Origin of the sequence: Pseudocitrobacter cyperus (assembly GCF_039889165.1) — a bacterium.
Lineage (GTDB): Bacteria > Pseudomonadota > Gammaproteobacteria > Enterobacterales > Enterobacteriaceae > Pseudocitrobacter > Pseudocitrobacter cyperus.
Genome location: NZ_JAYMYY010000002.1, coordinates 124,238 through 149,694, shown reverse-complemented (window position 1 = coordinate 149,694; position 25,457 = coordinate 124,238). Strand labels below are relative to the sequence as shown.

The following is a 25,457-nucleotide window of genomic DNA, read 5'->3' as shown; positions in this document are numbered from 1 at the left end:
ACCATGGAGATGTTGTCTGGCGCCGAGATGGTCGTCCGGTCGTTAATCGATCAGGGCGTAAAGCAGGTCTTTGGCTACCCTGGGGGCGCGGTGCTCGATATCTACGATGCGCTGCATACGGTAGGGGGAATCGATCATGTGCTGGTTCGCCATGAGCAGGCGGCGGTTCATATGGCAGACGGTCTTGCCAGGGCTACCGGGGAAGTGGGCGTCGTTCTGGTGACGTCCGGCCCGGGGGCAACTAACGCCATTACCGGTATCGCGACGGCCTATATGGACTCTATTCCACTGGTCGTGCTTTCTGGTCAGGTCGCCACATCGCTGATTGGCTACGATGCCTTTCAGGAGTGTGACATGGTGGGGATCTCCCGCCCGGTGGTAAAACACAGCTTCCTGGTGAAGCAGACGGAAGATATTCCAGGCGTGCTGAAAAAAGCCTTCTGGCTGGCGGCAAGCGGTCGCCCGGGCCCGGTGGTGGTCGATCTCCCGAAAGATATTCTCAACCCGGCGAACAAAATGCCTTACCACTATCCGGATGCGGTGAGCATGCGCTCCTATAATCCGACCACCACCGGGCATAAGGGGCAAATTAAGCGAGCCCTGCAAACGCTGATTGCGGCGAAAAAACCGGTGGTGTATGTGGGCGGTGGGGCAGTCAACGCCGGGTGCCATGAACAGTTACGCGCGCTCATTGAAAAACTGAATCTGCCAGTGGCGTCATCGCTGATGGGGCTTGGCGCGTTCCCGGCCACGCATCAGCAGGCGTTGGGTATGCTGGGCATGCACGGCACCTACGAAGCCAACATGACGATGCACCATTCCGATGTGATCTTCGCCGTTGGCGTGCGTTTTGACGATCGCACCACCAATAATCTGGCCAAGTACTGCCCGGATGCCACCGTGCTGCACATCGATATCGATCCTACCTCGATCTCAAAAACCGTTGCGGCGGATATTCCGATCGTCGGCGATGCGCGGCTGGTGCTGGAGCAGATGCTGGAACTGCTGAGCCAGGAAGAGATACAGCAGCCGCTGGATGAGATCCGCGACTGGTGGCGGCAGATCGAGCAGTGGCGCGCGCGTCATTGCCTGAGCTACGACAAAAACAGCGATCAGATCAAACCCCAGGCGGTCATTGACACGATCTGGCGCCTGACGGAGGGGAAGGCATACGTCACCTCGGATGTCGGTCAGCATCAGATGTTCGCTGCGCTCTATTATCCATTTGATAAGCCGCGCCGCTGGATAAACTCCGGTGGACTCGGCACGATGGGCTTTGGTCTGCCTGCCGCGCTGGGCGTGAAAATGGCGCTGCCAGATGAAACGGTGGTCTGCGTAACCGGCGATGGCAGTATCCAGATGAACATTCAGGAACTCTCCACCGCCTTGCAATACAACCTGCCGGTGCTGGTGCTGAACCTCAACAATGGTTATCTCGGCATGGTGAAGCAGTGGCAGGACATGATTTACTCCGGCCGGCACTCGCAATCCTATATGCAATCGTTGCCTGACTTTGTTCGCCTGGCGGAAGCCTATGGTCACGTGGGAATACGTATCACCACACCTGACGAGCTGGAAAGCAAACTGACGGAAGCGCTGGAGCAGGTGCGCAACAATCGTCTGGTGTTTGTCGATGTGGCGGTTGATGGCAGTGAGCATGTCTATCCGATGCATATTCGCGGTGGCGGAATGGACGAGATGTGGTTGAGTAAAACGGAGAGAACCTGATTATGCGCCGGATATTATCTGTATTACTGGAAAACGAGTCAGGGGCGCTGTCGCGCGTGATTGGCCTCTTTTCGCAGCGTGGCTACAACATTGAGAGCCTGACCGTTGCACCGACCGACGATCCCACTCTTTCGCGCATGACCATCCAGACCGTCGGCGACGACAAAGCCATCGAGCAAATTGAAAAGCAACTGCATAAGCTGGTGGATGTGCTGCGGGTGAATGAAATTGGCCAGGGTGCCTATGTTGAGCGCGAAATTATGCTGGTGAAAGTGCAGGCCAGCGGCTATGGACGAGACGAAGTGAAACGCAACACGGAAATCTTCCGCGGGCAGATTATCGACGTCACACCGTCTATTTATACCGTTCAACTGGCGGGTACCAGCGACAAGCTGGACGCCTTCCTCGCTTCTCTGCGTGATGTCGCCCGAATTGTTGAAGTGGCCCGCTCCGGCGTGGTCGGGCTGTCGCGCGGCGATAAGATCATGCGCTAGCCCGAAAGTCATCGGTTTTACGTAGCCCAGCGTTGTGTTGGGCTTTTTTTTGCGAAACGGGCAATAACTGCGAACAAAAGCTATTGCCGCCGTCCGCATTCTGCGTTTAGATGTTATAAATTTTATTCCATGATTTAACAATGGTTATGGATTGTACTATTCAAGCAAGGGGCAATTGTGAAACTGGATGAAATCGCCCGGCTTGCCGGTGTGTCACGTACCACCGCCAGCTATGTGATTAACGGTAAGGCCAAGCAGTATCGCGTCAGTGACAAAACAGTCGAAAAAGTGATGGCCGTGGTGCGCGAGCATAACTACCATCCAAACGCGGTCGCTGCCGGGTTACGTGCGGGACGCACACGTTCCATCGGTCTGGTGATCCCCGATCTGGAAAACACCAGCTACACCCGCATTGCTAATTACCTGGAACGTCAGGCGCGCCAGCGCGGTTATCAACTCCTGATCGCCTGTTCGGAAGATCAGCCGGACAACGAGATGCGTTGTATTGAGCATCTGTTGCAGCGCCAGGTCGATGCCATCATCGTTTCAACGGCTCTGCCGCCGGAGCATCCTTTTTATCAGCGCTGGGCTAATGACTCCTTCCCGATTGTCGCGCTGGATCGCGCGCTGGATCGTGAACACTTCACCAGCGTTGTCGGTGCCGATCAGGATGACGCCGAGATGCTGGCGGAAGAGCTGCGTAAGTTCCCTGCGGAAACCGTCCTTTATTTAGGCGCATTGCCGGAACTCTCCGTCAGTTTCCTGCGTGAGCAAGGCTTCCGTACCGCGTGGAAGGACGATCCGCGTGAAGTGCACTTCCTCTATGCGAACAGCTACGAACGTGAAGCGGCGGCAGCGCTGTTTGAAAAGTGGCTTGAGACGCATCCGATGCCGGAAGCGCTGTTCACGACCTCTTTTGCATTGTTACAGGGCGTGATGGACGTGACGCTGCGCCGCGAAGGTAAACTGCCTTCCGAACTGGCGATTGCTACCTTTGGCGATAACGAACTGCTCGATTTCCTGCAATGTCCGGTGCTGGCCGTAGCGCAACGCCACCGCGATGTTGCCGAGCGTGTGCTGGAAATTGTGCTGGCAAGCCTCGATGAACCACGCAAACCGAAGCCTGGTTTGAGCCGGATCCGCCGTAATCTTTACCGTCGGGGCAGTCTGAGCCGTCGTTAAATAATCTGGCGGTGGCGGTTTTTATTGCCTCCATCGCCAAATAATTAGCCAGCATATATTATTCAGATAATTCCTCATTTTTCTTAGGATTTAATTTCAACCCCTGCATAAAGGGTGGAAAGCTAAATCATCGAAGTAAATAGAAAGTAAAAATACGTCACCAGTGAATTATTTTGTTACATTCCCCCCTCTGAATGCTGAAATAACAAACACTTCATCCTTCGACCCGCAAAGCCAGACCTGGCAGGCCTTTTAAATACCACTGTTACGCAAAACAAGGACTGTTAACGGCCTTCAGAATGTCCTAAAATGCCGCTCGCGTCGCAAACTGACACTTTATATATTCTATTGATGATATTTAGTGACCTTAAAATGTTACGGATTTGTTGAGTTTTTTTCTTACACATATTCATGACGTTAATTTGCCTCGACAGGTGTATTGAATTTAATCGGGGCTATTAATGGCCGCAAAGAGTGGGATTTTAGCCTCCGTTGGCATTGATGCTGGCTTGACAAGCTTTTCCTCTGCTCCGTAAACTCCTTTAGGTGGGAATTTGTGGGTTAAAGTGGCGAGAAGGGGGAAAGCTGGCATGTTCCGCGGGGCAACGTTAGTTAATCTCGACAGCAAGGGGCGTTTAGCCGTCCCTACCCGGTATCGGGATGCGCTGATTGAGAATGCTACCTGTCAAATGGTGTGCACCATTGACATCCATCACCCATGCCTGCTGCTTTACCCCCTGCCCGAATGGGAAATCATCGAGCAAAAACTCTCGCGTTTGTCGAGCATGAATCCCGTAGAACGCCGCGTGCAGCGGTTGTTGTTAGGGCATGCCAGCGAATGCCAAATGGATAACGCCGGGCGACTCTTGATCGCACCGGTCTTACGGCAACATGCCGGGTTGACAAAAGAAGTGATGCTGGTCGGGCAGTTCAACAAATTTGAACTGTGGGATGAAACGACCTGGTATCAACAGGTCAGGGAAGATATCGACGCTGAGCAAACCGCTTCAGGAGCGCTTTCGGAGCGGTTGCAGGATTTGTCCTTATAAAATGATGGAAACTTTTAAACATAAAACGGTACTACTGGACGACGCCGTCAACGGCCTGAATATCCGTCCGGATGGTATCTACATTGATGGCACTTTTGGTCGCGGTGGCCACTCGCGTCTTATCCTCTCGCAGCTTGGCGAGCAGGGTAGACTGCTGGCTATCGATCGCGACCCGCAGGCTATTGCCGTAGCAAACACCATTGATGATCCTCGCTTCTCCATCATTCATGGCCCTTTCTCTGCGCTGGCTGATTATGTTAGTGAGCGCGAACTTACAGGCAAGATCGACGGCATTTTGCTCGATCTTGGCGTCTCTTCACCGCAGCTTGACGATGCTGAACGCGGCTTCTCCTTTATGCGCGACGGGCCGCTGGATATGCGTATGGATCCAACGCGCGGCCAGTCTGCCGCCGAATGGCTGCAAACGGCGGACGAAGCGGATATCGCCTGGGTGATTAAAACCTACGGCGAAGAGCGTTTTGGCAAACGTATTGCCCGCGCCATCGTTGAGCGCAACCGCGTTGAGCCCATGACCCGCACCAAAGAACTGGCGGAAGTGGTTGCTGCGGCGATGCCGGTGAAAGACAAATTCAAACATCCCGCGACCCGTACCTTCCAGGCGGTGCGCATCTGGGTGAACAGTGAACTGGAGGAGATAGAGCAGGCGCTAAAAGGCTCGCTCGACGTGCTGGCCCCGGGTGGGCGGCTGTCGATTATTAGTTTCCACTCGCTGGAAGACCGCATTGTGAAACGCTTTATGCGTGAACAAAGCCGCGGCCCGCAGGTTCCGGCAGGGTTACCGATGACCGAAGAGCAACTCAGGAAGCTGGGTGGCCGTCATTTGCGAGCGCTAGGCAAGTTGATGCCGGACGAAGAAGAAGTGGCTGAAAATCCACGTGCCCGTAGTTCAGTACTGCGTATCGCAGAAAGGACGAACGCATGATCAGCAGAGTGACAGAAGCCCTAAGCAAAGTTAAGGGATCGATTGGAAGTAACGAGCGCCATGCCTTGCCTGGCGTAATCGGAGACGATCTTTTGCGGTTTGGGAAGCTGCCACTCTGTCTGTTCATTTGCATCATTGTTACGGCAGTCACCGTGGTGACGACGGCGCACCATACCCGTCTGTTAACTGCGCAGCGTGAGCAGTTGGTGCTGGAACGCGATGCGCTGGATATCGAATGGCGCAACCTGATTTTAGAAGAGAACGCCCTCGGCGATCATAGCCGGGTTGAGCGTATCGCTACGGAAAAGTTGCAAATGCAACATGTTGATCCGTCAAAAGAAAACATAGTTGTACAGAAATAAGGATTATCGCAACGCATGAAAGCAGCGGGAAAGACGCTTAAACCAAAACGTCAGGAAGAACAGGCCAACTTTATCAGTTGGCGTTTTGCGTTGCTTTGCGGCTGTATTCTGGTGGCACTGGGGCTTTTGCTGGGGCGTGTCGCCTGGTTGCAGATAATCAATCCGGATATGCTGGTGCGCCAGGGGGATATGCGTTCCCTGCGTGTGCAGGAAGTCTCTACATCCCGTGGCATGATTACTGACCGCTCCGGCCGTCCTCTGGCGGTGAGCGTGCCGGTAAAAGCCATCTGGGCTGACCCGAAAGAGGTGCATGATGCCGGTGGTGTTAGCGTTGGCGACCGCTGGAATGCCCTCTCTACCGCGCTGAATCTGCCGCTCGATCAGCTCGCGAACCGTATCAATGCCAACCCGAAAGGGCGCTTTATCTATCTTGCCCGCCAGGTGAACCCAGACATGGCGGACTACATCAAAAAACTCAAACTGCCGGGTATTCATCTGCGTGAAGAGTCGCGCCGTTACTATCCGTCAGGCGAAGTGACTTCCCATCTCATTGGCTTCACTAACGTCGATAGCCAGGGGATCGAGGGTGTTGAGAAGAGCTTTGATAAGTGGCTGACCGGGCAACCGGGCGAACGTATTGTGCGTAAAGACCGCTACGGCCGCGTGATTGAGGATATCTCCTCAACGGACAGCCAGGCGGCGCATAACCTTGCCCTGAGTATTGATGAGCGTCTTCAGGCGCTGGTTTACCGCGAACTGAACAACGCCGTGGCATTTAACAAAGCGGAATCAGGTAGCGCGGTGCTGGTGGATGTGAACACCGGCGAAGTGCTGGCGATGGCCAACAGCCCATCCTATAACCCGAATAACTTCTCCGGTACGGCAAAAGACACCATGCGTAACCGCGCCATCACTGACGTGTTTGAACCGGGTTCAACGGTTAAACCGATGGTGGTGATGACCGCCTTGCAGCGCGGCGTGGTGCGCGAAAATACCGTGCTGAATACCATTCCTTACCGAATTAACGGTCACGAAATTAAAGACGTGGCGCGTTATAGCGAATTGACCCTGACCGGGGTTTTACAGAAGTCGAGTAACGTCGGTGTTTCCAAGCTGGCGTTAGCGATGCCGTCCTCAGCGTTAGTAGATACTTACTCACGTTTTGGGCTGGGAAAAGCGACCAATTTGGGGTTGGTCGGAGAACGCAGTGGCTTATATCCTCAAAAACAACGGTGGTCTGACATAGAGAGGGCCACCTTCTCTTTCGGCTACGGGCTAATGGTAACGCCGTTACAGTTAGCGCGAGTCTACGCAACGATAGGCAGCTACGGTATCTACCGCCCGCTGTCGATAACCAAAGTTGACCCTCCGGTTCCTGGTGAACGTATCTTCCCGGAATCCATTGTCCGTACCGTCGTGCACATGATGGAAAGCGTGGCGCTGCCTGGCGGCGGCGGCGTGAAAGCGGCGATCAAAGGCTATCGCATCGCTATTAAAACCGGTACGGCGAAAAAAGTAGGGCCAGACGGGCGTTACATCAACAAATATATTGCTTACACCGCGGGCGTCGCGCCAGCCAGCCAGCCGCGTTTTGCGCTGGTGGTGGTCATCAATGACCCGCAGGCAGGTAAATACTACGGCGGCGCCGTTTCCGCGCCGGTCTTCGGTGCCATCATGGGCGGCGTTCTGCGCACCATGAACATTGAGCCGGACGCGCTGGCAACGGGCGAAAAAAGTGAATTTGTGATTAATCAAGGCGAGGGAACAGGTGGCAGATCGTAATTTGCGCGACCTTCTCGCTCCGTGGGTGCCAAATGCGCCGGAGCGAACACTGCGAGAGATGACACTCGACAGCCGTGTGGCTGCATCGGGCGATCTCTTCGTGGCGGTGGTAGGTCATCAGGCGGACGGGCGTCGTTATATCCCGCAGGCAATTGCGCAAGGTGTCGCTGCCATTATAGCCGAGGCAAAAGATGAAGCGGCCGATGGCGACATCCGTGAAATGCACGGTGTCCCGGTTATCTACCTCAGCCAGTTAAACGAACGTTTGTCGGCCCTGGCAGGGCGTTTTTACCATGAGCCGTCTGAGCGGCTGCGCCTCGTCGGCGTTACCGGCACTAACGGTAAAACCACCACCACCCAACTGCTGGCGCAGTGGGGCCAGTTGCTGGGCGAAACCAGCGCGGTGATGGGGACGGTGGGTAACGGTCTGCTGGGTAATGTGATCCCAACGGAAAATACCACCGGTTCAGCGGTTGATGTTCAGCACGTGCTGTCCGGCCTTGCCGATCAGGGCGCGACGCTGGCGGCAATGGAAGTTTCTTCCCACGGGCTGGTACAGCACCGCGTGGCGGCACTGAAATTTGTCGCTTCTGTGTTTACCAACCTGAGCCGCGATCACCTTGATTATCATGGTGATATGGAACATTACGAAGCGGCGAAATGGCTGCTTTACTCCACGCACCACTGCGGCCAGGCGATTGTGAACGCCGACGATGAAGTGGGTCGCCGCTGGCTGGCAAAACTGCCGGGCGCGGTTGCGGTGTCAATGGAAGATCATATCAACCCTAACTGCCATGGACGCTGGTTAAAAGCGACCGAGGTGAACTATCACGACAGCGGCGCGACTATCCGCTTTAGTTCCACCTGGGGTGACGGCGAAATCGAAAGCCGCCTGATGGGTGCGTTCAACGTCAGCAACCTGTTGCTGGCGCTGGCGACGCTGCTGGCGCTGGGTTATCCGCTGGCGGAACTGCTGAAAACCGCCTCCCGCCTGCAACCAGTTTGTGGCCGTATGGAAGTGTTTAGCGCGCCGGGTAAACCGACGGTGGTTGTCGATTATGCCCATACGCCGGATGCGCTGGAAAAAGCGCTCGAAGCGGCGCGCCTGCACTGTACAGGCAAACTGTGGTGCGTCTTCGGCTGCGGTGGCGATCGCGATAAAGGCAAACGTCCGCTGATGGGCGCGATTGCCGAGCAATTTGCGGATATCGCGGTGGTAACTGATGATAACCCGCGTACCGAAGAGCCGCGCGCTATCATCAACGACATCCTGGCGGGCATGCTTGACGCCGGCCACGCCAAAGTAGTGGAAGGACGTGCGCAAGCGGTCACTAACGCCATCATGCAGGCGAAACCTGATGACCTGGTGCTGCTGGCCGGTAAAGGCCATGAAGATTATCAAATTGTCGGGACTCAACGTCTCGACTATTCCGACCGTGTAACCGCAGCGCGTCTGCTGGGAGTCATCGCATGATTAGCGTAACGCTTAGCGAACTGGCTGGCATCCTGCACGGTGAACTGAACGGTTCTGACCTGCGTATCGACGATGTCACCACCGATACGCGCAAATTAACGCCGGGCTGCCTGTTTGTGGCTCTGAAAGGCGAGCGTTTCGATGCCCACGATTTCGTTGAAAAAGCGAAAGAGGGCGGCGCGGGCGCGCTGTTAGTCAGCCGTAAACTGGATATCGATCTGCCGCAACTGGTGGTGAAAGATACCCGTCTGGCGTTCGGTGAACTGGCGGCGTGGGTTCGCCAGCAGGTGCCAACGCGCGTCGTCGCGCTGACAGGCTCCTCCGGTAAAACCTCGGTCAAAGAGATGACGGCTGCCATTCTTGGGCAGTGCGGCAACACGCTTTATACCGCAGGCAACCTCAACAATGACATCGGTGTGCCGATGACATTGCTGCGCCTGACAAAAGAACATGAATATGCGGTGATTGAACTGGGCGCCAACCATCAGGGTGAAATCGCCTGGACGGTGAGCCTGACTCGCCCGGAAGCGGCGCTGGTGAATAACCTGGCGGCGGCGCACCTGGAAGGATTTGGTTCGCTTGCCGGCGTGGCAAAAGCCAAAGGTGAGATCTTCACCGGCCTGCCGGTTAACGGTATTGCGATCCTCAATGCGGACAACAACGACTGGCTGAACTGGCAGGCAATTATTGGTTCCCGCAAAGTGTGGCGCTTCTCACCGAATGCGGCGAACAGCGACTTCACGGCGACCAATATTCACGTTACCAGCCATGGTACCGAATTTACGCTGCAAACCCCGACCGGAAGTGCGGATGTATTGCTGCCGCTGCCGGGACGCCACAATATCGCCAACGCGCTTGCCGCAACGGCGCTGGCGATGGCCGTTGGCGCGAATTTAGGCGCGGTGAAGGCCGGGCTGGCGAAGCTGACTTCCGTTCCGGGACGTCTGTTCCCCATCCATCTGAGCGACACACAATTGCTGCTCGACGACTCCTATAACGCCAACGTGGGCTCAATGACCGCTGCGGTGCAGGTGCTCGAAGAGATGCCGGGCTATCGCGTACTGGTGGTGGGCGATATGGCTGAATTGGGCGCAGAAAGCGAAGCCTGCCACAAGCAGGTGGGTGAAGCGGCGAAAGCGGCGGGCATCGATAAAGTCTTAAGCGTAGGTAAATTGAGTCAGGCAATCAGTTCTGCCAGCGGCGTTGGCGAGCACTTCGCTGATAAAGCGGCAGCTATTGCGCGTCTTAAAACGCTGATTAATGAACAACAAACCCTCACCATTCTGGTGAAAGGATCACGTAGTGCCGCCATGGAAGAGGTAGTACGCGCATTACAGGAGAACGGGACATGTTAGTTTGGCTGGCCGAACATTTGGTCAAATATTATTCCGGCTTTAACGTCTTTTCTTATCTGACGTTTCGCGCCATTGTCAGCCTGCTGACCGCGCTGTTCATCTCGTTGTGGATGGGCCCGCGCATGATTGCCCATTTACAGAAACTCTCCTTTGGTCAGGTTGTGCGTAACGACGGCCCGGAATCGCATTTCAGCAAACGCGGTACGCCGACGATGGGCGGGATCATGATCCTCACCGCGATTGTGGTTTCCGTGCTGCTGTGGGCTTATCCGTCCAACCCATACGTCTGGTGTGTGCTGGTGGTGCTGGTCGGCTACGGCATTATTGGTTTTGTCGATGACTATCGCAAAGTGGTGCGTAAAGACACGAAAGGCCTGATTGCGCGCTGGAAATATTTCTGGATGTCGGTGATTGCGCTGGGCGTGGCGTTCGCGCTGTATCTGGCAGGCAAAGATACGCCAGCCACACAACTTGTGGTGCCGTTCTTTAAAGATGTGATGCCGCAGCTTGGCCTGTTCTACGTTCTGCTGGCTTACTTTGTGGTGGTCGGCACCGGTAACGCGGTCAACCTGACCGATGGCCTGGATGGCCTGGCGATTATGCCAACCGTCTTCGTCGCTGGTGGTTTTGCGCTGGTGGCATGGGCTACCGGGAACATGAACTTCGCCAACTATCTGCACATTCCTTATCTGCGACACGCCGGGGAACTGGTTATTGTCTGCACCGCGATTGTCGGGGCAGGGCTGGGCTTTCTGTGGTTCAACACCTATCCGGCACAAGTCTTTATGGGCGATGTCGGTTCGCTGGCGCTGGGTGGCGCATTAGGCATTATCGCCGTGCTGCTGCGTCAGGAGTTTCTGTTGGTGATTATGGGCGGCGTGTTTGTGGTTGAAACGCTGTCGGTGATTTTGCAGGTCGGTTCCTTCAAGCTGCGCGGTCAGCGTATCTTCCGTATGGCGCCGATTCACCACCACTATGAACTGAAAGGCTGGCCGGAACCGCGCGTGATCGTGCGCTTCTGGATTATTTCGCTGATGCTGGTGCTGATTGGCCTGGCTACGCTGAAGGTACGTTAATCATGGCAGATTACCAGGGTAAAAATGTTGTCATTATCGGTCTTGGTTTGACCGGGCTCTCCTGCGTCGATTTCTTCATGGCGCGTGGCGTAACGCCGCGCGTAATGGATACGCGAGCCACTCCCCCTGGGCTGGATAAACTGCCGGAAGAGGTTGAGCGTTATGTTGGTAGCCTGAATGATGACTGGCTGCTGGCCGCGGATTTAATTGTCGCAAGCCCGGGTATCGCGCTGGCGCATCCCTCTTTAAGTGCTGCCGCGGATGCTGGCGTGGAGATTGTCGGCGACATCGAACTCTTCTGCCGCGAAGCGCAGGCGCCAATTGTGGCGATCACCGGTTCAAACGGCAAAAGTACCGTGACCACGCTGGTGGGCGAGATGGCGAAAGCGGCGGGTGTCAATGTGGGCGTTGGCGGCAACATTGGCTTGCCCGCGTTAATGCTGCTCGATCCGACGCGCGAACTCTATGTTCTGGAACTCTCCAGCTTCCAACTGGAAACCACCTCCAGCTTACAGGCTGCGGCGGCAACCATTCTTAACGTCACTGAAGATCATATGGATCGCTACCCGTTTGGCCTGCAGCAGTATCGCGCGGCCAAACTGCGGGTCTATGAAAATGCTAAAACCTGTGTGGTGAATGCCGATGATGCGTTGACCATGCCGATTCGCGGGGCTGATGAACGCTGCGTCAGCTTCGGCATTGATGTGGGCGATTACCACCTCAACCGCCAGCAGGGTGAGACCTGGCTGCGGGTTAAGGGGGAAAAAGTCCTGAATGTCAAAGAGATGTCCCTGACCGGCCAGCATAACTACAGCAATGCCTTGGCGGCGCTGGCGCTGGCGGATGCTGTTGGCCTGCCGCGAGCCAGTAGCCTGAAGGCGCTGACTACCTTTGCGGGTCTGGCGCACCGTTTCCAGGTGGTGCTCAATCACAATGGTGTTCGCTGGATCAACGACTCGAAAGCGACCAACGTAGGCAGTACTGAAGCGGCGCTCAATGGCCTGCACGTTGACGGTACGCTCTGGCTGCTGCTGGGCGGCGATGGGAAATCCGCAGATTTCAGCCCACTGGCGCGTTATCTGAGCGGCGACAACATTCGTCTTTATTGCTTTGGTCGCGACGGCGCTGAACTTGCCGCATTGCGCCCTGACGTCGCTGCCCAAACGGAAACGATGGAACAGGCGATGCGCGCCATTGCGCCGCAACTGAAGGCGGGCGATATGGTGCTGCTGTCTCCGGCCTGCGCCAGCCTCGATCAATTTAAAAGTTTTGAGCAGCGCGGCGATATCTTTACGCGCCTGGCGAAGGAGTTAGGTTGATGCGTTTATCCCTCCCGCGCCTGAAAATGCCTCGTATGCCAGGGTTTTCCATCCTGGCATGGGTGTATGCGGCATTAAAAGGCTGGGTAATGGGCTCGCGGGAGCAGGATTCCGATAGCCTGGTTATGTACGATCGCACTCTGTTGTGGCTGACTTTTGGCCTGGCGGCGATCGGCTTCATTATGGTGACATCGGCATCGATGCCTGTCGGGCAGCGCCTGGCGAACGATCCTTTCCTGTTCGCCAAACGTGATGGTCTCTATATCGTGCTGGCGTTCGCCCTGGCGATGATCACGCTGCGCCTGCCGATGGAGTTCTGGCAGCGCTACAGCACCTCAATGCTGATTGCCTCTATCGTCATGCTATTGATTGTACTGGTAGTTGGTAGCTCGGTTAACGGGGCATCGCGCTGGATTGCCTTCGGCCCGCTGCGTATTCAGCCGGCGGAGTTTACCAAGCTGTCCCTGTTCTGCTATATCGCCAACTACCTGGTGCGTAAAGCCGATGAAGTGCGTAATAACCTGCGCGGCTTCTTAAAGCCGATGGGCGTCATTTTTGTGCTGGCGATTTTACTGCTGGCGCAGCCTGACCTTGGGACGGTGGTGGTGCTGTTTGTCACCACGCTGGCGATGCTGTTCCTGGCTGGCGCAAAGCTGTGGCAGTTCATCGCGATTATCGGTATGGGGATTTCAGCGGTGGTGCTGCTGATCCTTGCTGAACCTTACCGTATCCGCCGTGTTACGTCGTTCTGGAACCCGTGGGAAGATCCTTTCGGCAGCGGTTATCAGCTTACCCAATCATTGATGGCTTTCGGGCGCGGTGAGATGTGGGGGCAGGGGCTTGGTAACTCCGTCCAGAAACTGGAGTATCTGCCGGAAGCGCACACCGACTTCATCTTCGCCATTATCGGCGAGGAGCTCGGTTATATCGGTGTGGTACTGGCGCTTTTAATGGTATTCTTCGTCGCTTTCCGCGCCATGTCCATTGGCCGAAAAGCACTGGAAATCAACCAGCGATTTGCCGGCTTTTTGGCCTGCGCCATTGGCGTGTGGTTCAGCTTCCAGGCGCTGGTAAACGTTGGTGCCGCCGCCGGTATGTTGCCGACCAAAGGTTTGACACTGCCATTAATCAGTTACGGCGGTTCCAGCCTGCTGATTATGTCGACGGCGATTATGTTCTTGTTACGTATCGATTATGAAACACGTCTGGAAAAAGCCCAGGCGTTTACCCGAGGTTCCAGATGAGTGGTGAAACGAAGCGGTTAATGGTGATGGCTGGCGGTACCGGCGGGCATGTGTTCCCCGGGCTGGCGGTTGCGCACCATTTAATGGACCAGGGCTGGCAAGTACGCTGGCTGGGTACCGCTGATCGTATGGAAGCGGATCTCGTACCGAAACACGGTATTGATATCGATTTTATTAGCATCTCCGGTTTACGTGGCAAAGGCGTGAAAGCGCTGCTGCTGGCACCGTTGCGTATCTTCAACGCCTGGCGTCAGGCGCGCGCAATCATGAAGCGTTTTAAGCCGGATGTGGTGCTGGGGATGGGCGGTTATGTCTCCGGGCCTGGTGGCCTTGCGGCGTGGTCGCTGGGTATTCCCGTCGTGCTGCACGAGCAAAATGGCATTGCAGGCCTGACCAACAAATGGCTGGCGAAGATTGCGAAGAAAGTGATGCAGGCGTTTCCTGGCGCATTCCCTGATGCGGAAGTGGTAGGCAACCCGGTTCGCGTGGATGTGCTGGCGCTGCCGCTGCCGGAACAGCGTCTTGCTGGTCGCGAAGGGCCGGTACGCGTATTGGTCGTCGGCGGTTCGCAGGGGGCGCGCATTCTCAACCAGACGCTGCCGCAGGTAGCATCGAAACTGGGCGAAACCATTACCATCTGGCATCAGAGCGGTAAAGGGGCGCAGCAAACTGTTGAACAGGCCTATGAGGACGCGGGCGAGCCGCAGCATAAAGTCACCGAGTTTATCGATGACATGGCGGCTGCGTATGCCTGGGCTGATGTGGTGGTGTGCCGTTCCGGCGCGCTGACCGTCAGCGAAATCGCTGCGGCGGGTCTGCCCGCTATCTTTGTGCCGTTCCAGCATAAAGACCGTCAGCAGTACTGGAATGCCTTGCCGCTGGAGCAGGCTGGCGCGGCAAAAATTTATGAGCAACCGCAGTTTACCGCTGAAGCGGTTGCCACCACGCTCGAACATTGGGATCGCAAAACCCTGCTGGAAATGGCAGAGCGCGCACGCGCGGCGGCGATCCCGGATGCAACAGAGCGAGTAGCAAAAGAAGTGAGCCTGGCAGCTCAGGCTTAACCCTCGCGGCGCGCGTTGCGCTGCACGAATTTTAGAAGTCGATGGCGTTGAGAGAATGAATACACAACAACTGGCGAAACTGCGTTCCATTGTGCCCGAGATGCGTCGCGTCCGGCACATTCACTTTGTGGGTATCGGCGGTGCCGGTATGGGCGGGATCGCCGAAGTTCTGGCCAATGAAGGTTATCAGATCAGCGGTTCCGATCTGGCGCCAAACCCGGTGACGCAGCAATTGTCGACACTGGGCGCCACGATTTATTTCAACCATCGTCCGGAAAACGTCCGCGATGCGAGCGTTGTGGTGGTTTCAACGGCGATTGCTGCTGATAACCCGGAAATTGTCGCTGCACATGAAGCGCGTATCCCGGTTATCCGCCGTGCGGAAATGCTGGCCGAACTGATGCGTTTTCGCCACGGCATCGCCATCGCCGGTACGCACGGTAAAACGACCACCACCGCGATGGTCTCCAGTATTTACGCGGAAGCCGGGCTGGATCCGACCTTCGTTAACGGCGGTCTGGTAAAAGCGGCAGGCGTGCATGCGCGTCTGGGCCACAGTCGTTACCTGATTGCGGAAGCCGATGAGAGCGATGCATCGTTCCTGCATCTGCAACCGATGGTGGCGATTGTCACCAATATCGAAGCCGACCATATGGATACTTACCAGGGCGACTTCGAGAATTTGAAGCAGACGTTTATCAACTTCCTGCACAACCTGCCGTTTTACGGCCGTGCGGTGATGTGTGTGGATGACCCCGTGATCCGCGAGCTGCTGCCGCGTGTGGGGCGTCAAATCACCACCTATGGTTTCAGTGATGACGCGGACGTGCGCGTTGAAAACTACCAGCAGATTGGCCCACAGGGGCACTTCACGCTGGTTCGTCAGGATAAAGAAAACCTGCATGTCACGCTGAACGCGCCGGGGCGCCATAATGCGCTGAACGCTGCGGCGGCTGTTGCGGTCGCCACCGAGGAAGGCATCGATGACGAAGCTATCCTGCGGGCGCTGGAAAGCTTCCAGGGCACAGGTCGTCGCTTCGATTTCCTCGGCGAATATCCGCTGGACGAGGTGAATGGCAAAGCGGGTACCGCGATGCTGGTTGATGACTATGGTCATCACCCAACGGAAGTCGACGCCACCATTAAAGCCGCACGCGCGGGCTGGCCGGATAAAAATCTGGTGATGGTGTTCCAGCCGCACCGTTATACCCGAACGCGCGACCTGTACGATGATTTTGCCAACGTGCTGACGCAGGTTGATGCGCTGCTGATGCTGGATGTGTATCCGGCTGGTGAAGCACCGATTCCGGGCGCGGACAGCCGCTCCCTGTGCCGCACGATCCGTGGCCGCGGTAAAGTTGACCCGATTCTGGTCTCTGACCCGGCTCAGGTCGCTGAAATGCTGGCGCCGGTACTGACGGGTAACGACTTAGTGCTGATTCAGGGCGCTGGAAATATCGGCAAAATCGCGCGTAACTTAGCTGAAATCAAACTCAAGCCGCAAACTCAGGAGGAAGAGCGTCATGGCTGATAAAATCGCTGTCCTTCTGGGCGGTACCTCCGCAGAGCGCGAGGTTTCGCTGAACTCCGGCGCAGCCGTGCTGGCGGGGTTACGTGAAGCGGGTGTGGATGCACATCCTGTCGACCCGAAAGAGGTCGATGTTACCCAGTTGAAAAACATGGGTTTTCAGAAAGTGTTTATTGCACTTCACGGTCGGGGCGGGGAAGATGGCACGTTGCAGGGGTTACTGGAACTGCTAAATCTGCCCTATACCGGTAGCGGCGTGATGGCATCGGCAATTTCTATGGACAAACTGCGCAGCAAATTGCTGTGGCAGGGCGCGGGTTTACCCGTCGCACCGTGGGTGGCGATGACGCGCGCAGAGTTTGAAAATGGGCTTAATGATGAAGTAAAACAGCAGTTTACCGATTTAGGTCTGCCGCTTATCGTCAAGCCGAGCCGTGAAGGCTCAAGCGTTGGGATGTCAAAAGTTAACGAGAGTGGTGAATTGACCCAGGCGTTAACGCTGGCGTTTCAACATGATGAAGAAGTTCTGGTAGAGAAATGGCTAAGTGGCCCTGAATTTACCGTTGCGGTGCTTGGTGAAGAAATTTTGCCGTCAATTCGCATCCAACCTGCCGGAACCTTCTATGATTATGATGCAAAGTATCTCTCTGATGAGACGAAGTATTTCTGCCCTGGTTGTGAAGATAACGTCCAGGAAGCGGCAATGCAGTCTTTGGTGTTAAAAGCATGGACTGTCCTTGGTTGTCACGGCTGGGGACGTATTGATGTGATGCAGGACGGCGACGGGCAGTTTTATCTGCTGGAGGCCAATACCTCTCCGGGGATGACCAGCCATAGTCTGGTGCCGATGGCGGCGCGTCAGGCGGGAATGAGCTTCTCGCAACTGGTAGTACGAATTCTGGACCTGGCGGGGTGATATGTCGCAGGCTGCGCTGAATACGCGGAACCGTGAAGAAGAAGAGTACAACGCTTCACGGCGCAATAATGGAACGCGTCTTGCAGGAATCGTTTTCCTGCTGGCGGTGTTATTAACCGTGTTGATTAGCGGCTGGGTCGTGCTGGGCTGGATGGAAGACACGCAACGGTTGCCGATTTCGAAACTGGTGGTTACCGGTGAGCGCCACTACACGCGCAACGACGATATTCGCCAGTCAATACTGGCTCTCGGGTCGCCGGGAACCTTTATGACCCAGGACGTCAACATCGTTCAGGGGCAAATTGAGCGTCTGCCGTGGATTAAGCAGGCAAGTGTGAGAAAACAATGGCCGGACGAATTGAAGATTCATCTGGTTGAATATGTGCCGATTGCACGTTGGAATGATCAGCATATGGTGGACGCCGAAGGCAACTCCTTCAGTGTACCCGCCGATCGCGCCAACAAGCAGAGTTTGCCCATGCTCTACGGCCCTGAAGGCAGCGAAAGCGAAGTCTTGCAGGGATACCGCGACATGGGAGCCGTGCTGGCGAAAGGGAAGTTCACGTTAAATGTGGCAGCAATGACGGCGCGCCGTTCCTGGCAGTTAACGTTGAGTGATGGAATTAAGCTCAACCTTGGACGGGGCGACACGATGAAGCGGCTTCAGCGCTTTTTAGAACTGTATCCGGTTCTCCAGCAGCAGGCGCAAACAGAGGGTAATCGGATTAGCTACGTTGATTTGCGCTATGACTCAGGGGCGTCAGTAGGTTGGGAGCCTGCCCCGGTAGAGGACACTAATCAACAACAGAATCAGGCACAGGCAGAACAACAATGATCAAGGCGACGGACAGAAAACTGGTAGTTGGACTGGAGATTGGCACCGCGAAGGTTGCCGCTTTAGTAGGGGAAGTTCTGCCCGACGGCATGGTTAATATCATCGGCGTGGGCAGTTGCCCATCGCGGGGTATGGACAAAGGCGGGGTGAATGACCTCGAGTCGGTAGTGAAATGCGTACAGCGTGCGATCGACCAGGCTGAACTGATGGCGGATTGCCAGATCTCCTCTGTGTATCTGGCGCTTTCCGGCAAACACATAAGCTGTCAAAATGAGATAGGCATGGTGCCTATCTCAGAAGAAGAAGTGACACAGGAAGATGTCGAAAACGTGGTGCATACGGCGAAATCAGTCCGTGTCCGTGATGAGCACCGTGTTTTACATGTTATTCCGCAAGAATATGCCATTGATTACCAGGAAGGGATCAAAAATCCGGTCGGCTTGTCCGGCGTGCGTATGCAGGCCAAGGTACATCTGATTACCTGCCACAATGATATGGCGAAAAACATCGTTAAAGCCGTGGAACGTTGTGGCCTGAAAGTTGACCAACTGATATTCGCCGGCCTGGCAGCCAGTTACTCCGTACTGACGGAAGATGAGCGTGAGCTGGGCGTCTGCGTGGTGGATATCGGTGGTGGTACAATGGACATCGCCGTTTATACTGGCGGGGCGCTGCGCCACACCAAAGTGATCCCTTACGCAGGGAACGTGGTCACCAGCGATATCGCTTACGCTTTCGGTACGCCGCCGAGCGATGCCGAAGCGATTAAAGTGCGCCATGGGTGCGCACTGGGCTCCATCGTGGGCAAAGATGAGAGCGTTGAAGTGCCGAGCGTGGGTGGTCGTCCGCCGCGCAGCCTGCAGCGCCAGACGTTGGCAGAAGTGATTGAGCCTCGCTACACCGAGCTACTCAATCTGGTCAACGAAGAGATTTTGCAGTTACAGGAACAGCTCCGCCAGCAAGGGGTCAAACACCATCTGGCGGCGGGGATTGTGCTAACCGGTGGCGCGGCGCAAATTGAAGGCCTGGCGGCCTGCGCCCAGCGCGTGTTCCATACGCAGGTGCGTATCGGTGCGCCGCTGAACATTACCGGCCTGACGGATTACGCCCAGGAGCCGTATTATTCAACGGCAGTGGGGTTGCTGCACTACGGGAAAGAGTCCCATTTGAGTGGTGAAGCAGAAGTAGACAAGCGAGTTACAGCGTCAGTCGGCTCATGGATCAAGCGTCTTAATAGCTGGCTGCGAAAAGAGTTTTAATTTTTTTAAGAGAGCGTAGACAATTAGCGCTTTCAGGCGACAGGCACATACACGATGTCCTTCAGGCTGTGGTAGAGCGGTTTGATTGAATAAGTGTATAAAACGGAGAGAGACTATGTTTGAACCTATGGAACTGACCAACGACGCGGTGATTAAAGTCATCGGCGTCGGTGGCGGCGGCGGTAATGCCGTTGAGCACATGGTGCGCGAGCGCATCGAAGGTGTTGAATTTTTCGCAGTGAACACCGACGCGCAGGCGTTGCGTAAAACTGCTGTTGGCCAGACCATCCAGATCGGTAGCGGTATTACCAAAGGTCTGGGTGCGGGTGCGAACCCGGAAGTGGGCCGTAATGCTGCTGATGAAGACCGCGAAGCGCTGCGTGCTGCATTAGATGGCGCAGACATGGTCTTTATCGCCGCAGGCATGGGCGGTGGCACCGGTACGGGTGCTGCGCCGGTGGTTGCTGAAGTGGCTAAAGATTTGGGTATTCTGACCGTTGCTGTCGTGACTAAGCCTTTCAATTTTGAAGGTAAGAAGCGTATGGCGTTTGCGGAACAGGGTATTACTGAACTGTCCAAACACGTGGACTCCCTGATCACCATCCCGAACGACAAGCTGCTGAAAGTGCTGGGTCGCGGTATCTCTCTGCTCGACGCTTTCGGCGCGGCAAACGACGTACTGAAGGGCGCGGTTCAGGGTATCGCCGAGCTGATTACTCGCCCGGGCCTGATGAACGTCGACTTTGCTGACGTGCGCACCGTGATGTCCGAAATGGGCTATGCGATGATGGGCTCCGGCGTGGCTAACGGTGAAGACCGTGCAGAAGAAGCGGCTGAAATGGCTATCTCTTCTCCGCTGCTGGAAGATATCGATCTGTCTGGCGCGCGCGGCGTACTGGTCAACATCACCGCTGGCTTCGACCTGCGTCTGGATGAGTTCGAAACCGTGGGTAACACTATCCGTGCGTTTGCATCGGATAACGCGACCGTGGTTATCGGTACTTCTCTTGACCCGGATATGAACGACGAACTGCGCGTGACTGTTGTGGCAACCGGTATTGGCATGGACAAACGTCCTGAAATTACCCTGGTGACCAACAAACAGACTCAGCAACCGGTTATGGATCGCTACCAGCAGCACGGCATGACGCCGCTGACGCAGGAGCAAAAGCCAGCCGCTAAAGTGGTTAACGACAATACGCCGCAAACCACCAAGGAACCAGATTATCTGGATATCCCGGCGTTTTTGCGTAAGCAGGCTGATTAAGAATTAGCTCAAAGTTGGGAATCCCCGCTCTTTGTGCTAAACTGGCCGTCCGAATGTATAGTACACTTCGGTTGGATAGTTAATTTGGCGAGATTATACGATGATCAAACAAAGGACACTTAAACGTATCGTTCAGGCGACTGGCGTCGGTTTACACACCGGCAAAAAAGTCACACTGACCTTACGCCCTGCGCCGGCCAATACCGGGGTCATCTATCGTCGCACCGACTTGAATCCACCGGTAGATTTTCCGGCCGATGCCAAATCTGTGCGTGATACAATGCTCTGTACTTGTCTGGTGAACGAGCATGACGTGCGGATTTCTACTGTTGAGCACCTGAATGCCGCGCTGGCGGGGCTGGGTATCGACAACATTATTGTTGAAGTCGATGCGCCAGAAATCCCGATTATGGACGGCAGTGCTGCACCGTTCGTTTATCTGCTGCTGGATGCCGGCATCGATGAACTGAACTGTGCGAAGAAATTTGTTCGCATTAAAGAGACCGTGCGTGTCGAAGATGGCGACAAATGGGCTGAGTTCAAACCGTACAATGGTTTTTCGTTGGACTTTACCATCGACTTTAACCATCCGGCGATTGATGCCAGTACCCAGCGCTATGCAATGAACTTCTCTGCCGACGCGTTTATGCGCCAGATTAGTCGTGCACGTACCTTCGGTTTCATGCGTGATATCGAATATCTGCAGTCCCGCGGCCTGTGCCTGGGCGGCAGCTTCGATTGTGCCATCGTTGTTGACGATTATCGCGTACTGAACGAAGACGGTCTGCGTTTTGAAGACGAATTTGTTCGTCACAAAATGCTGGATGCGATCGGTGACTTGTTCATGTGTGGTCACAACATTATTGGTGCATTTACCGCGTTCAAATCCGGTCATGCGCTGAATAACAAACTTCTGCAGGCAGTCCTGGCAAAACAGGAAGCCTGGGAATATGTGACCTTCGAAGACGACGCTGAACTGCCACTGGCATTCAAAGCACCGACAATGGTTCTGGCATAAGCCTGACCATTTCATAAATTCGACTGGCAACCTGGCACTCTCTCCGGTCAGGGAACCAGTCGTTTTTTATTTCTACCTTTAAATTTTCCTTTCTTGTGCGAATGCTGCTTTCCTGGCCACTTTTCCACTACTGATTTCTTCATTGATGCTGCTGTTATTGACCAATAATGGTAATATCGGTGCGCGAAAATAATAATCATGACGTTATACATCTGGGGTGGACGATAAGTGAGTGGGTTACTGACGCGTTGGCGACAGTTAGGTAGACGCTATTTCTGGCCGCATCTCCTGTTGGGGATGGTCGCTGCCAGTTTCGGCCTGCCTGCGCTCGCAAATAACGCCGAATCTGCTTCGCCTGCCCGTGAGACATCCAGCAATCATCATCCCGCTGCAAAAGTCAATTTCACGCACCTGGCGCTGCTGGAAGCAAACCGTCGCCCCTCTTTTAGCGTTGATTACTGGCACCAACATGCCATCCGCACGGTTATTCGCCACCTCTCTTTTGCCATGGCGCCACAAGCGCTGCCGGTTGCTGAAACAACCGCAGCCACGCCATTGCAGGCCGCTCAGCATCTTGCTTTGCTCGACACCCTTAATGCGTTACTCACGGTTGAAAGCAAACCGCCAGCCATTGTTCGCCAGGCCGTTGTTATACCGTCGGTTGCGCCTTCCGTCTTTAGCGTCCCTGCATGGGTAAGCCAGGTTCAGGGCATCCGCGCCGGGCCGCAGCGCCTCGTCTGAAAATAGTCGTCTTTCTTTTATTTTCCTGACTCCGCAAAGCGGGGCGTTTGAGATTTTATTATGCTAATCAAGTTATTAACAAAAGTATTTGGTAGTCGTAACGACCGTACCCTGCGTCGCATGCGCAAGGCGGTAACCCTGATTAACGCGATGGAACCGGAGATGGAAAAACTCTCCGATGATGAGCTTAAAGGCAAAACGGCAGAATTTCGTGCGCGCCTGGAAAAAGGCGACAGCCTGGAAAGCTTGATTCCTGAAGCGTTTGCCGTTGTGCGTGAAGCGAGTAAGCGCGTGTTTGGTATGCGTCACTTCGACGTGCAGTTGCTGGGTGGTATGGTGCTGAACGAGCGCTGCATCGCGGAAATGCGTACCGGTGAAGGTAAAACGCTGACCGCGACCCTGCCTGCCTACCTGAATGCTTTGTCTGGTAAAGGCGTTCACGTCGTTACCGTCAACGACTACCTGGCGCAGCGTGACGCCGAAAACAACCGTCCGCTGTTCGAGTTCCTGGGAATGAGCGTCGGCATCAACATGTCAGGCCTGCCTGCTCCCGCCAAGCGTGAAGCGTATGGCGCAGACATCACCTACGGCACCAACAACGAATACGGCTTTGACTACCTGCGTGACAACATGGCGTTCAGCCCTGAAGAACGTGTCCAGCGTAAACTGCATTACGCACTGGTGGATGAGGTCGACTCCATCCTGATCGATGAAGCGCGTACCCCGCTTATCATTTCCGGCCCGGCTGAAGATAGCTCGGAAATGTACAAGAAAATGAATAAAATCATCCCGCATCTGGTGCGTCAGGAGAAAGAAGACTCTGACACCTTCCAGGGCGAAGGCCACTTTTCTGTTGATGAGAAAGCGCGTCAGGTTAACCTGACAGAACGCGGGCTGGTGCTGATTGAAGAGTTGCTGGTACAGGAAGGCATTATGGATGAAGGCGAGTCCCTGTACTCGCCGGGTAATATCATGCTGATGCACCACGTTACCGCCGCCCTGCGCGCGCACGTGCTGTTCACTCGCGACGTTGATTACATCGTTAAGGATGGCGAAGTCATCATCGTCGATGAACACACTGGCCGTACCATGCAGGGGCGTCGCTGGTCTGATGGCCTGCACCAGGCTGTTGAAGCCAAAGAAGGCGTAGAGATCCAGAACGAGAACCAGACGCTGGCGTCCATCACTTTCCAGAACTACTTCCGTCTGTATGAAAAACTGGCCGGTATGACCGGTACGGCAGATACTGAAGCGTTCGAGTTCAGCTCTATCTATAAGCTGGATACCGTGGTCGTGCCGACTAACCGTCCGATGATCCGTAAAGACATGCCAGACCTGGTCTACATGACCGAAGCGGAAAAAATTCAGGCAATCATTGGCGATATTAAAGAGCGTACTGCGAACGGCCAGCCGGTGCTGGTCGGTACCATCTCCATCGAGAAATCCGAAGTGGTTTCTAACGAGCTGGTTAAAGCGGGCATCAAACATAACGTTCTGAACGCGAAATTCCACGCCAACGAAGCCGCAATCGTTGCGCAGGCAGGCTACCCGGCAGCAGTCACCATCGCGACCAACATGGCTGGTCGTGGTACTGACATTATGCTCGGCGGTAGCTGGCAGGCAGAAGTTGCCGAGCTGGAAAACCCGACCGAAGAACAGATCGCGCAGATCAAAGCTGACTGGCAGGTACGTCACGACGCGGTGCTGGCGGCTGGTGGTCTGCACATTATTGGTACCGAGCGTCATGAATCTCGCCGTATTGATAACCAGTTGCGTGGCCGTTCAGGTCGTCAGGGTGATGCCGGTTCTTCCCGCTTCTACCTGTCGATGGAAGATGCGCTGATGCGTATTTTTGCCTCCGATCGCGTTTCCGGCATGATGCGTAAACTGGGCATGAAGGAAGGTGAAGCCATTGAGCACCCGTGGGTGACTAAAGCGATTGCCAACGCGCAGCGTAAAGTGGAAAGCCGTAACTTCGACATCCGTAAACAATTGCTGGAATATGATGATGTTGCCAATGACCAGCGTCGCGCTATCTACACCCAGCGTAATGAACTGCTGGATGTGAGCGACGTTAGCGAAACCATCAACAGCATCCGTGAAGACGTGTTCAAGGCGACCATCGACGCGCACATTCCGCCGCAGTCTCTGGAAGAGATGTGGGATATCCCGGGTCTGCAGGAACGTCTGAAAAACGATTTCGATCTGGAATTGCCGATTTCCGAATGGCTGGATAAAGAGCCTGAACTGCACGAAGAGACGCTGCGTGAGCGCATTCTGCAGAGCGCGATTGAAGTTTACCAGCGTAAAGAAGAGGTGGTTGGCGCTGAGATGATGCGTCACTTCGAAAAAGGCGTGATGCTGCAAACCCTCGACTCCCTGTGGAAAGAGCACCTGGCAGCGATGGACTATCTGCGTCAGGGTATCCACCTGCGTGGTTACGCGCAGAAAGATCCGAAGCAGGAGTACAAGCGCGAATCCTTCTCCATGTTTGCGGCGATGCTGGAATCACTGAAATATGAAGTGATCAGCACCCTGAGCAAAGTACAGGTTCGCATGCCGGAAGAAGTCGAAGCGATGGAACAACAGCGTCGTGAAGAGGCTGAGCGTCTGGCGCAGATGCAGCAGTTGAGCCATCAGGACGAAAATACCGCCGCCGCGCAGGAACTGGCCGCACAGACCGGCGACCGTAAAGTGGGCCGTAACGATCCTTGCCCATGTGGTTCTGGTAAAAAATATAAACAGTGCCATGGCCGCCTGAGCTAAGGTTGGATAAAACGCTAAAAGGCGCAGATAACTGCGCCTTTTTTTTGGATGAGAC

The 25,457-nt window shown here is 55.2% G+C and carries 21 protein-coding genes; all 21 read left to right on the top strand.

Annotated features, from left to right (window positions below; all coding sequences use genetic code 11):
* The first annotated feature begins 3 nt into the window (after positions 1-3).
* Entirely contained in the window at positions 4-1,728 is a 1,725-nt protein-coding gene (gene ilvI / locus VSR74_RS09490) for an acetolactate synthase 3 large subunit (RefSeq protein WP_347794496.1), read from the top strand.
* 2 nt (positions 1,729-1,730) lie between these two features.
* Positions 1,731-2,222, top strand: coding sequence for an acetolactate synthase small subunit (gene ilvN / locus VSR74_RS09485; protein ID WP_015965932.1), 492 nt, complete (start codon positions 1,731-1,733; stop codon positions 2,220-2,222).
* A gap of 177 nt (positions 2,223-2,399) precedes the next feature.
* A complete protein-coding gene (gene cra / locus VSR74_RS09480; protein ID WP_347794495.1) occupies positions 2,400-3,404 on the top strand; it encodes a catabolite repressor/activator in 1,005 nt (334 codons plus the stop codon).
* A gap of 590 nt (positions 3,405-3,994) precedes the next feature.
* On the top strand, positions 3,995-4,453 hold the full coding sequence (gene mraZ, locus VSR74_RS09475; RefSeq protein ID WP_347794494.1) for a division/cell wall cluster transcriptional repressor MraZ: 459 nt from the start codon (positions 3,995-3,997) through the stop codon (positions 4,451-4,453).
* A 1-nt stretch (position 4,454) separates the two neighbouring features.
* Positions 4,455-5,396 (top strand): 16S rRNA (cytosine(1402)-N(4))-methyltransferase RsmH, encoded by a 942-nt coding sequence (gene rsmH, locus VSR74_RS09470; RefSeq protein WP_347794493.1) that lies wholly within the window; start codon positions 4,455-4,457, stop codon positions 5,394-5,396.
* Positions 5,393-5,758 (top strand): cell division protein FtsL, encoded by a 366-nt coding sequence (gene ftsL, locus VSR74_RS09465; protein ID WP_015965928.1) that lies wholly within the window; start codon positions 5,393-5,395, stop codon positions 5,756-5,758. The genes rsmH and ftsL overlap by 4 nt, the downstream gene beginning before the upstream one ends.
* Before the next feature lie 15 nt (positions 5,759-5,773).
* Complete coding sequence (gene ftsI, locus VSR74_RS09460) at positions 5,774-7,540, top strand: peptidoglycan glycosyltransferase FtsI (RefSeq protein WP_347794492.1); 1,767 nt, start codon at positions 5,774-5,776, stop codon at positions 7,538-7,540.
* Positions 7,527-9,014 carry a UDP-N-acetylmuramoyl-L-alanyl-D-glutamate--2,6-diaminopimelate ligase gene (murE, locus tag VSR74_RS09455; protein WP_347794491.1) on the top strand — a complete coding sequence of 496 codons (1,488 nt, stop codon included), beginning with the start codon at positions 7,527-7,529 and terminating at the stop codon, positions 9,012-9,014. The genes ftsI and murE overlap by 14 nt, the downstream gene beginning before the upstream one ends.
* Positions 9,011-10,369: a UDP-N-acetylmuramoyl-tripeptide--D-alanyl-D-alanine ligase gene (gene murF, locus VSR74_RS09450; RefSeq protein WP_347794490.1), complete on the top strand. Its 1,359-nt coding sequence runs from the start codon at positions 9,011-9,013 to the stop codon at positions 10,367-10,369. The genes murE and murF overlap by 4 nt, the downstream gene beginning before the upstream one ends.
* Entirely contained in the window at positions 10,363-11,445 is a 1,083-nt protein-coding gene (gene mraY, locus VSR74_RS09445) for a phospho-N-acetylmuramoyl-pentapeptide-transferase (protein ID WP_347794489.1), read from the top strand. Before murF ends, mraY begins: the two co-directional genes overlap by 7 nt.
* A gap of 2 nt (positions 11,446-11,447) precedes the next feature.
* Positions 11,448-12,764, top strand: a complete 1,317-nt coding sequence (gene murD / locus VSR74_RS09440) for a UDP-N-acetylmuramoyl-L-alanine--D-glutamate ligase (protein ID WP_347794488.1) — start codon at positions 11,448-11,450, stop codon at positions 12,762-12,764.
* Positions 12,764-14,008 carry a cell division protein FtsW gene (ftsW, locus tag VSR74_RS09435; protein WP_347794487.1) on the top strand — a complete coding sequence of 415 codons (1,245 nt, stop codon included), beginning with the start codon at positions 12,764-12,766 and terminating at the stop codon, positions 14,006-14,008. Before murD ends, ftsW begins: the two co-directional genes overlap by 1 nt.
* A complete protein-coding gene (gene murG / locus VSR74_RS09430) occupies positions 14,005-15,072 on the top strand; it encodes an undecaprenyldiphospho-muramoylpentapeptide beta-N-acetylglucosaminyltransferase (protein WP_347794486.1) in 1,068 nt (355 codons plus the stop codon). The genes ftsW and murG overlap by 4 nt, the downstream gene beginning before the upstream one ends.
* 55 nt (positions 15,073-15,127) lie before the next feature.
* Entirely contained in the window at positions 15,128-16,603 is a 1,476-nt protein-coding gene (gene murC, locus VSR74_RS09425; RefSeq protein WP_347794485.1) for a UDP-N-acetylmuramate--L-alanine ligase, read from the top strand.
* On the top strand, positions 16,596-17,516 hold the full coding sequence (locus VSR74_RS09420) for a D-alanine--D-alanine ligase (protein ID WP_347794484.1): 921 nt from the start codon (positions 16,596-16,598) through the stop codon (positions 17,514-17,516). The genes murC and VSR74_RS09420 overlap by 8 nt, the downstream gene beginning before the upstream one ends.
* A gap of 1 nt (position 17,517) precedes the next feature.
* The gene (gene ftsQ, locus VSR74_RS09415) at positions 17,518-18,351 is read left to right on the top strand and encodes a cell division protein FtsQ (RefSeq protein ID WP_347794483.1); all 834 of its coding nucleotides are present in this window, start codon (positions 17,518-17,520) and stop codon (positions 18,349-18,351) included.
* A complete protein-coding gene (ftsA, locus tag VSR74_RS09410) occupies positions 18,348-19,610 on the top strand; it encodes a cell division protein FtsA (protein ID WP_015965917.1) in 1,263 nt (420 codons plus the stop codon). The genes ftsQ and ftsA overlap by 4 nt, the downstream gene beginning before the upstream one ends.
* A 115-nt stretch (positions 19,611-19,725) precedes the next feature.
* Complete coding sequence (ftsZ, locus tag VSR74_RS09405; RefSeq protein ID WP_347794482.1) at positions 19,726-20,877, top strand: cell division protein FtsZ; 1,152 nt, start codon at positions 19,726-19,728, stop codon at positions 20,875-20,877.
* A 100-nt stretch (positions 20,878-20,977) separates the two neighbouring features.
* Entirely contained in the window at positions 20,978-21,895 is a 918-nt protein-coding gene (gene lpxC, locus VSR74_RS09400) for a UDP-3-O-acyl-N-acetylglucosamine deacetylase (protein WP_108475547.1), read from the top strand.
* A 228-nt stretch (positions 21,896-22,123) separates the two neighbouring features.
* On the top strand, positions 22,124-22,636 hold the full coding sequence (gene secM, locus VSR74_RS09395) for a secA translation cis-regulator SecM (protein ID WP_347794481.1): 513 nt from the start codon (positions 22,124-22,126) through the stop codon (positions 22,634-22,636).
* A gap of 60 nt (positions 22,637-22,696) precedes the next feature.
* On the top strand, positions 22,697-25,402 hold the full coding sequence (gene secA, locus VSR74_RS09390) for a preprotein translocase subunit SecA (protein ID WP_347794480.1): 2,706 nt from the start codon (positions 22,697-22,699) through the stop codon (positions 25,400-25,402).
* The last annotated feature ends 55 nt before the right edge of the window (positions 25,403-25,457 follow it).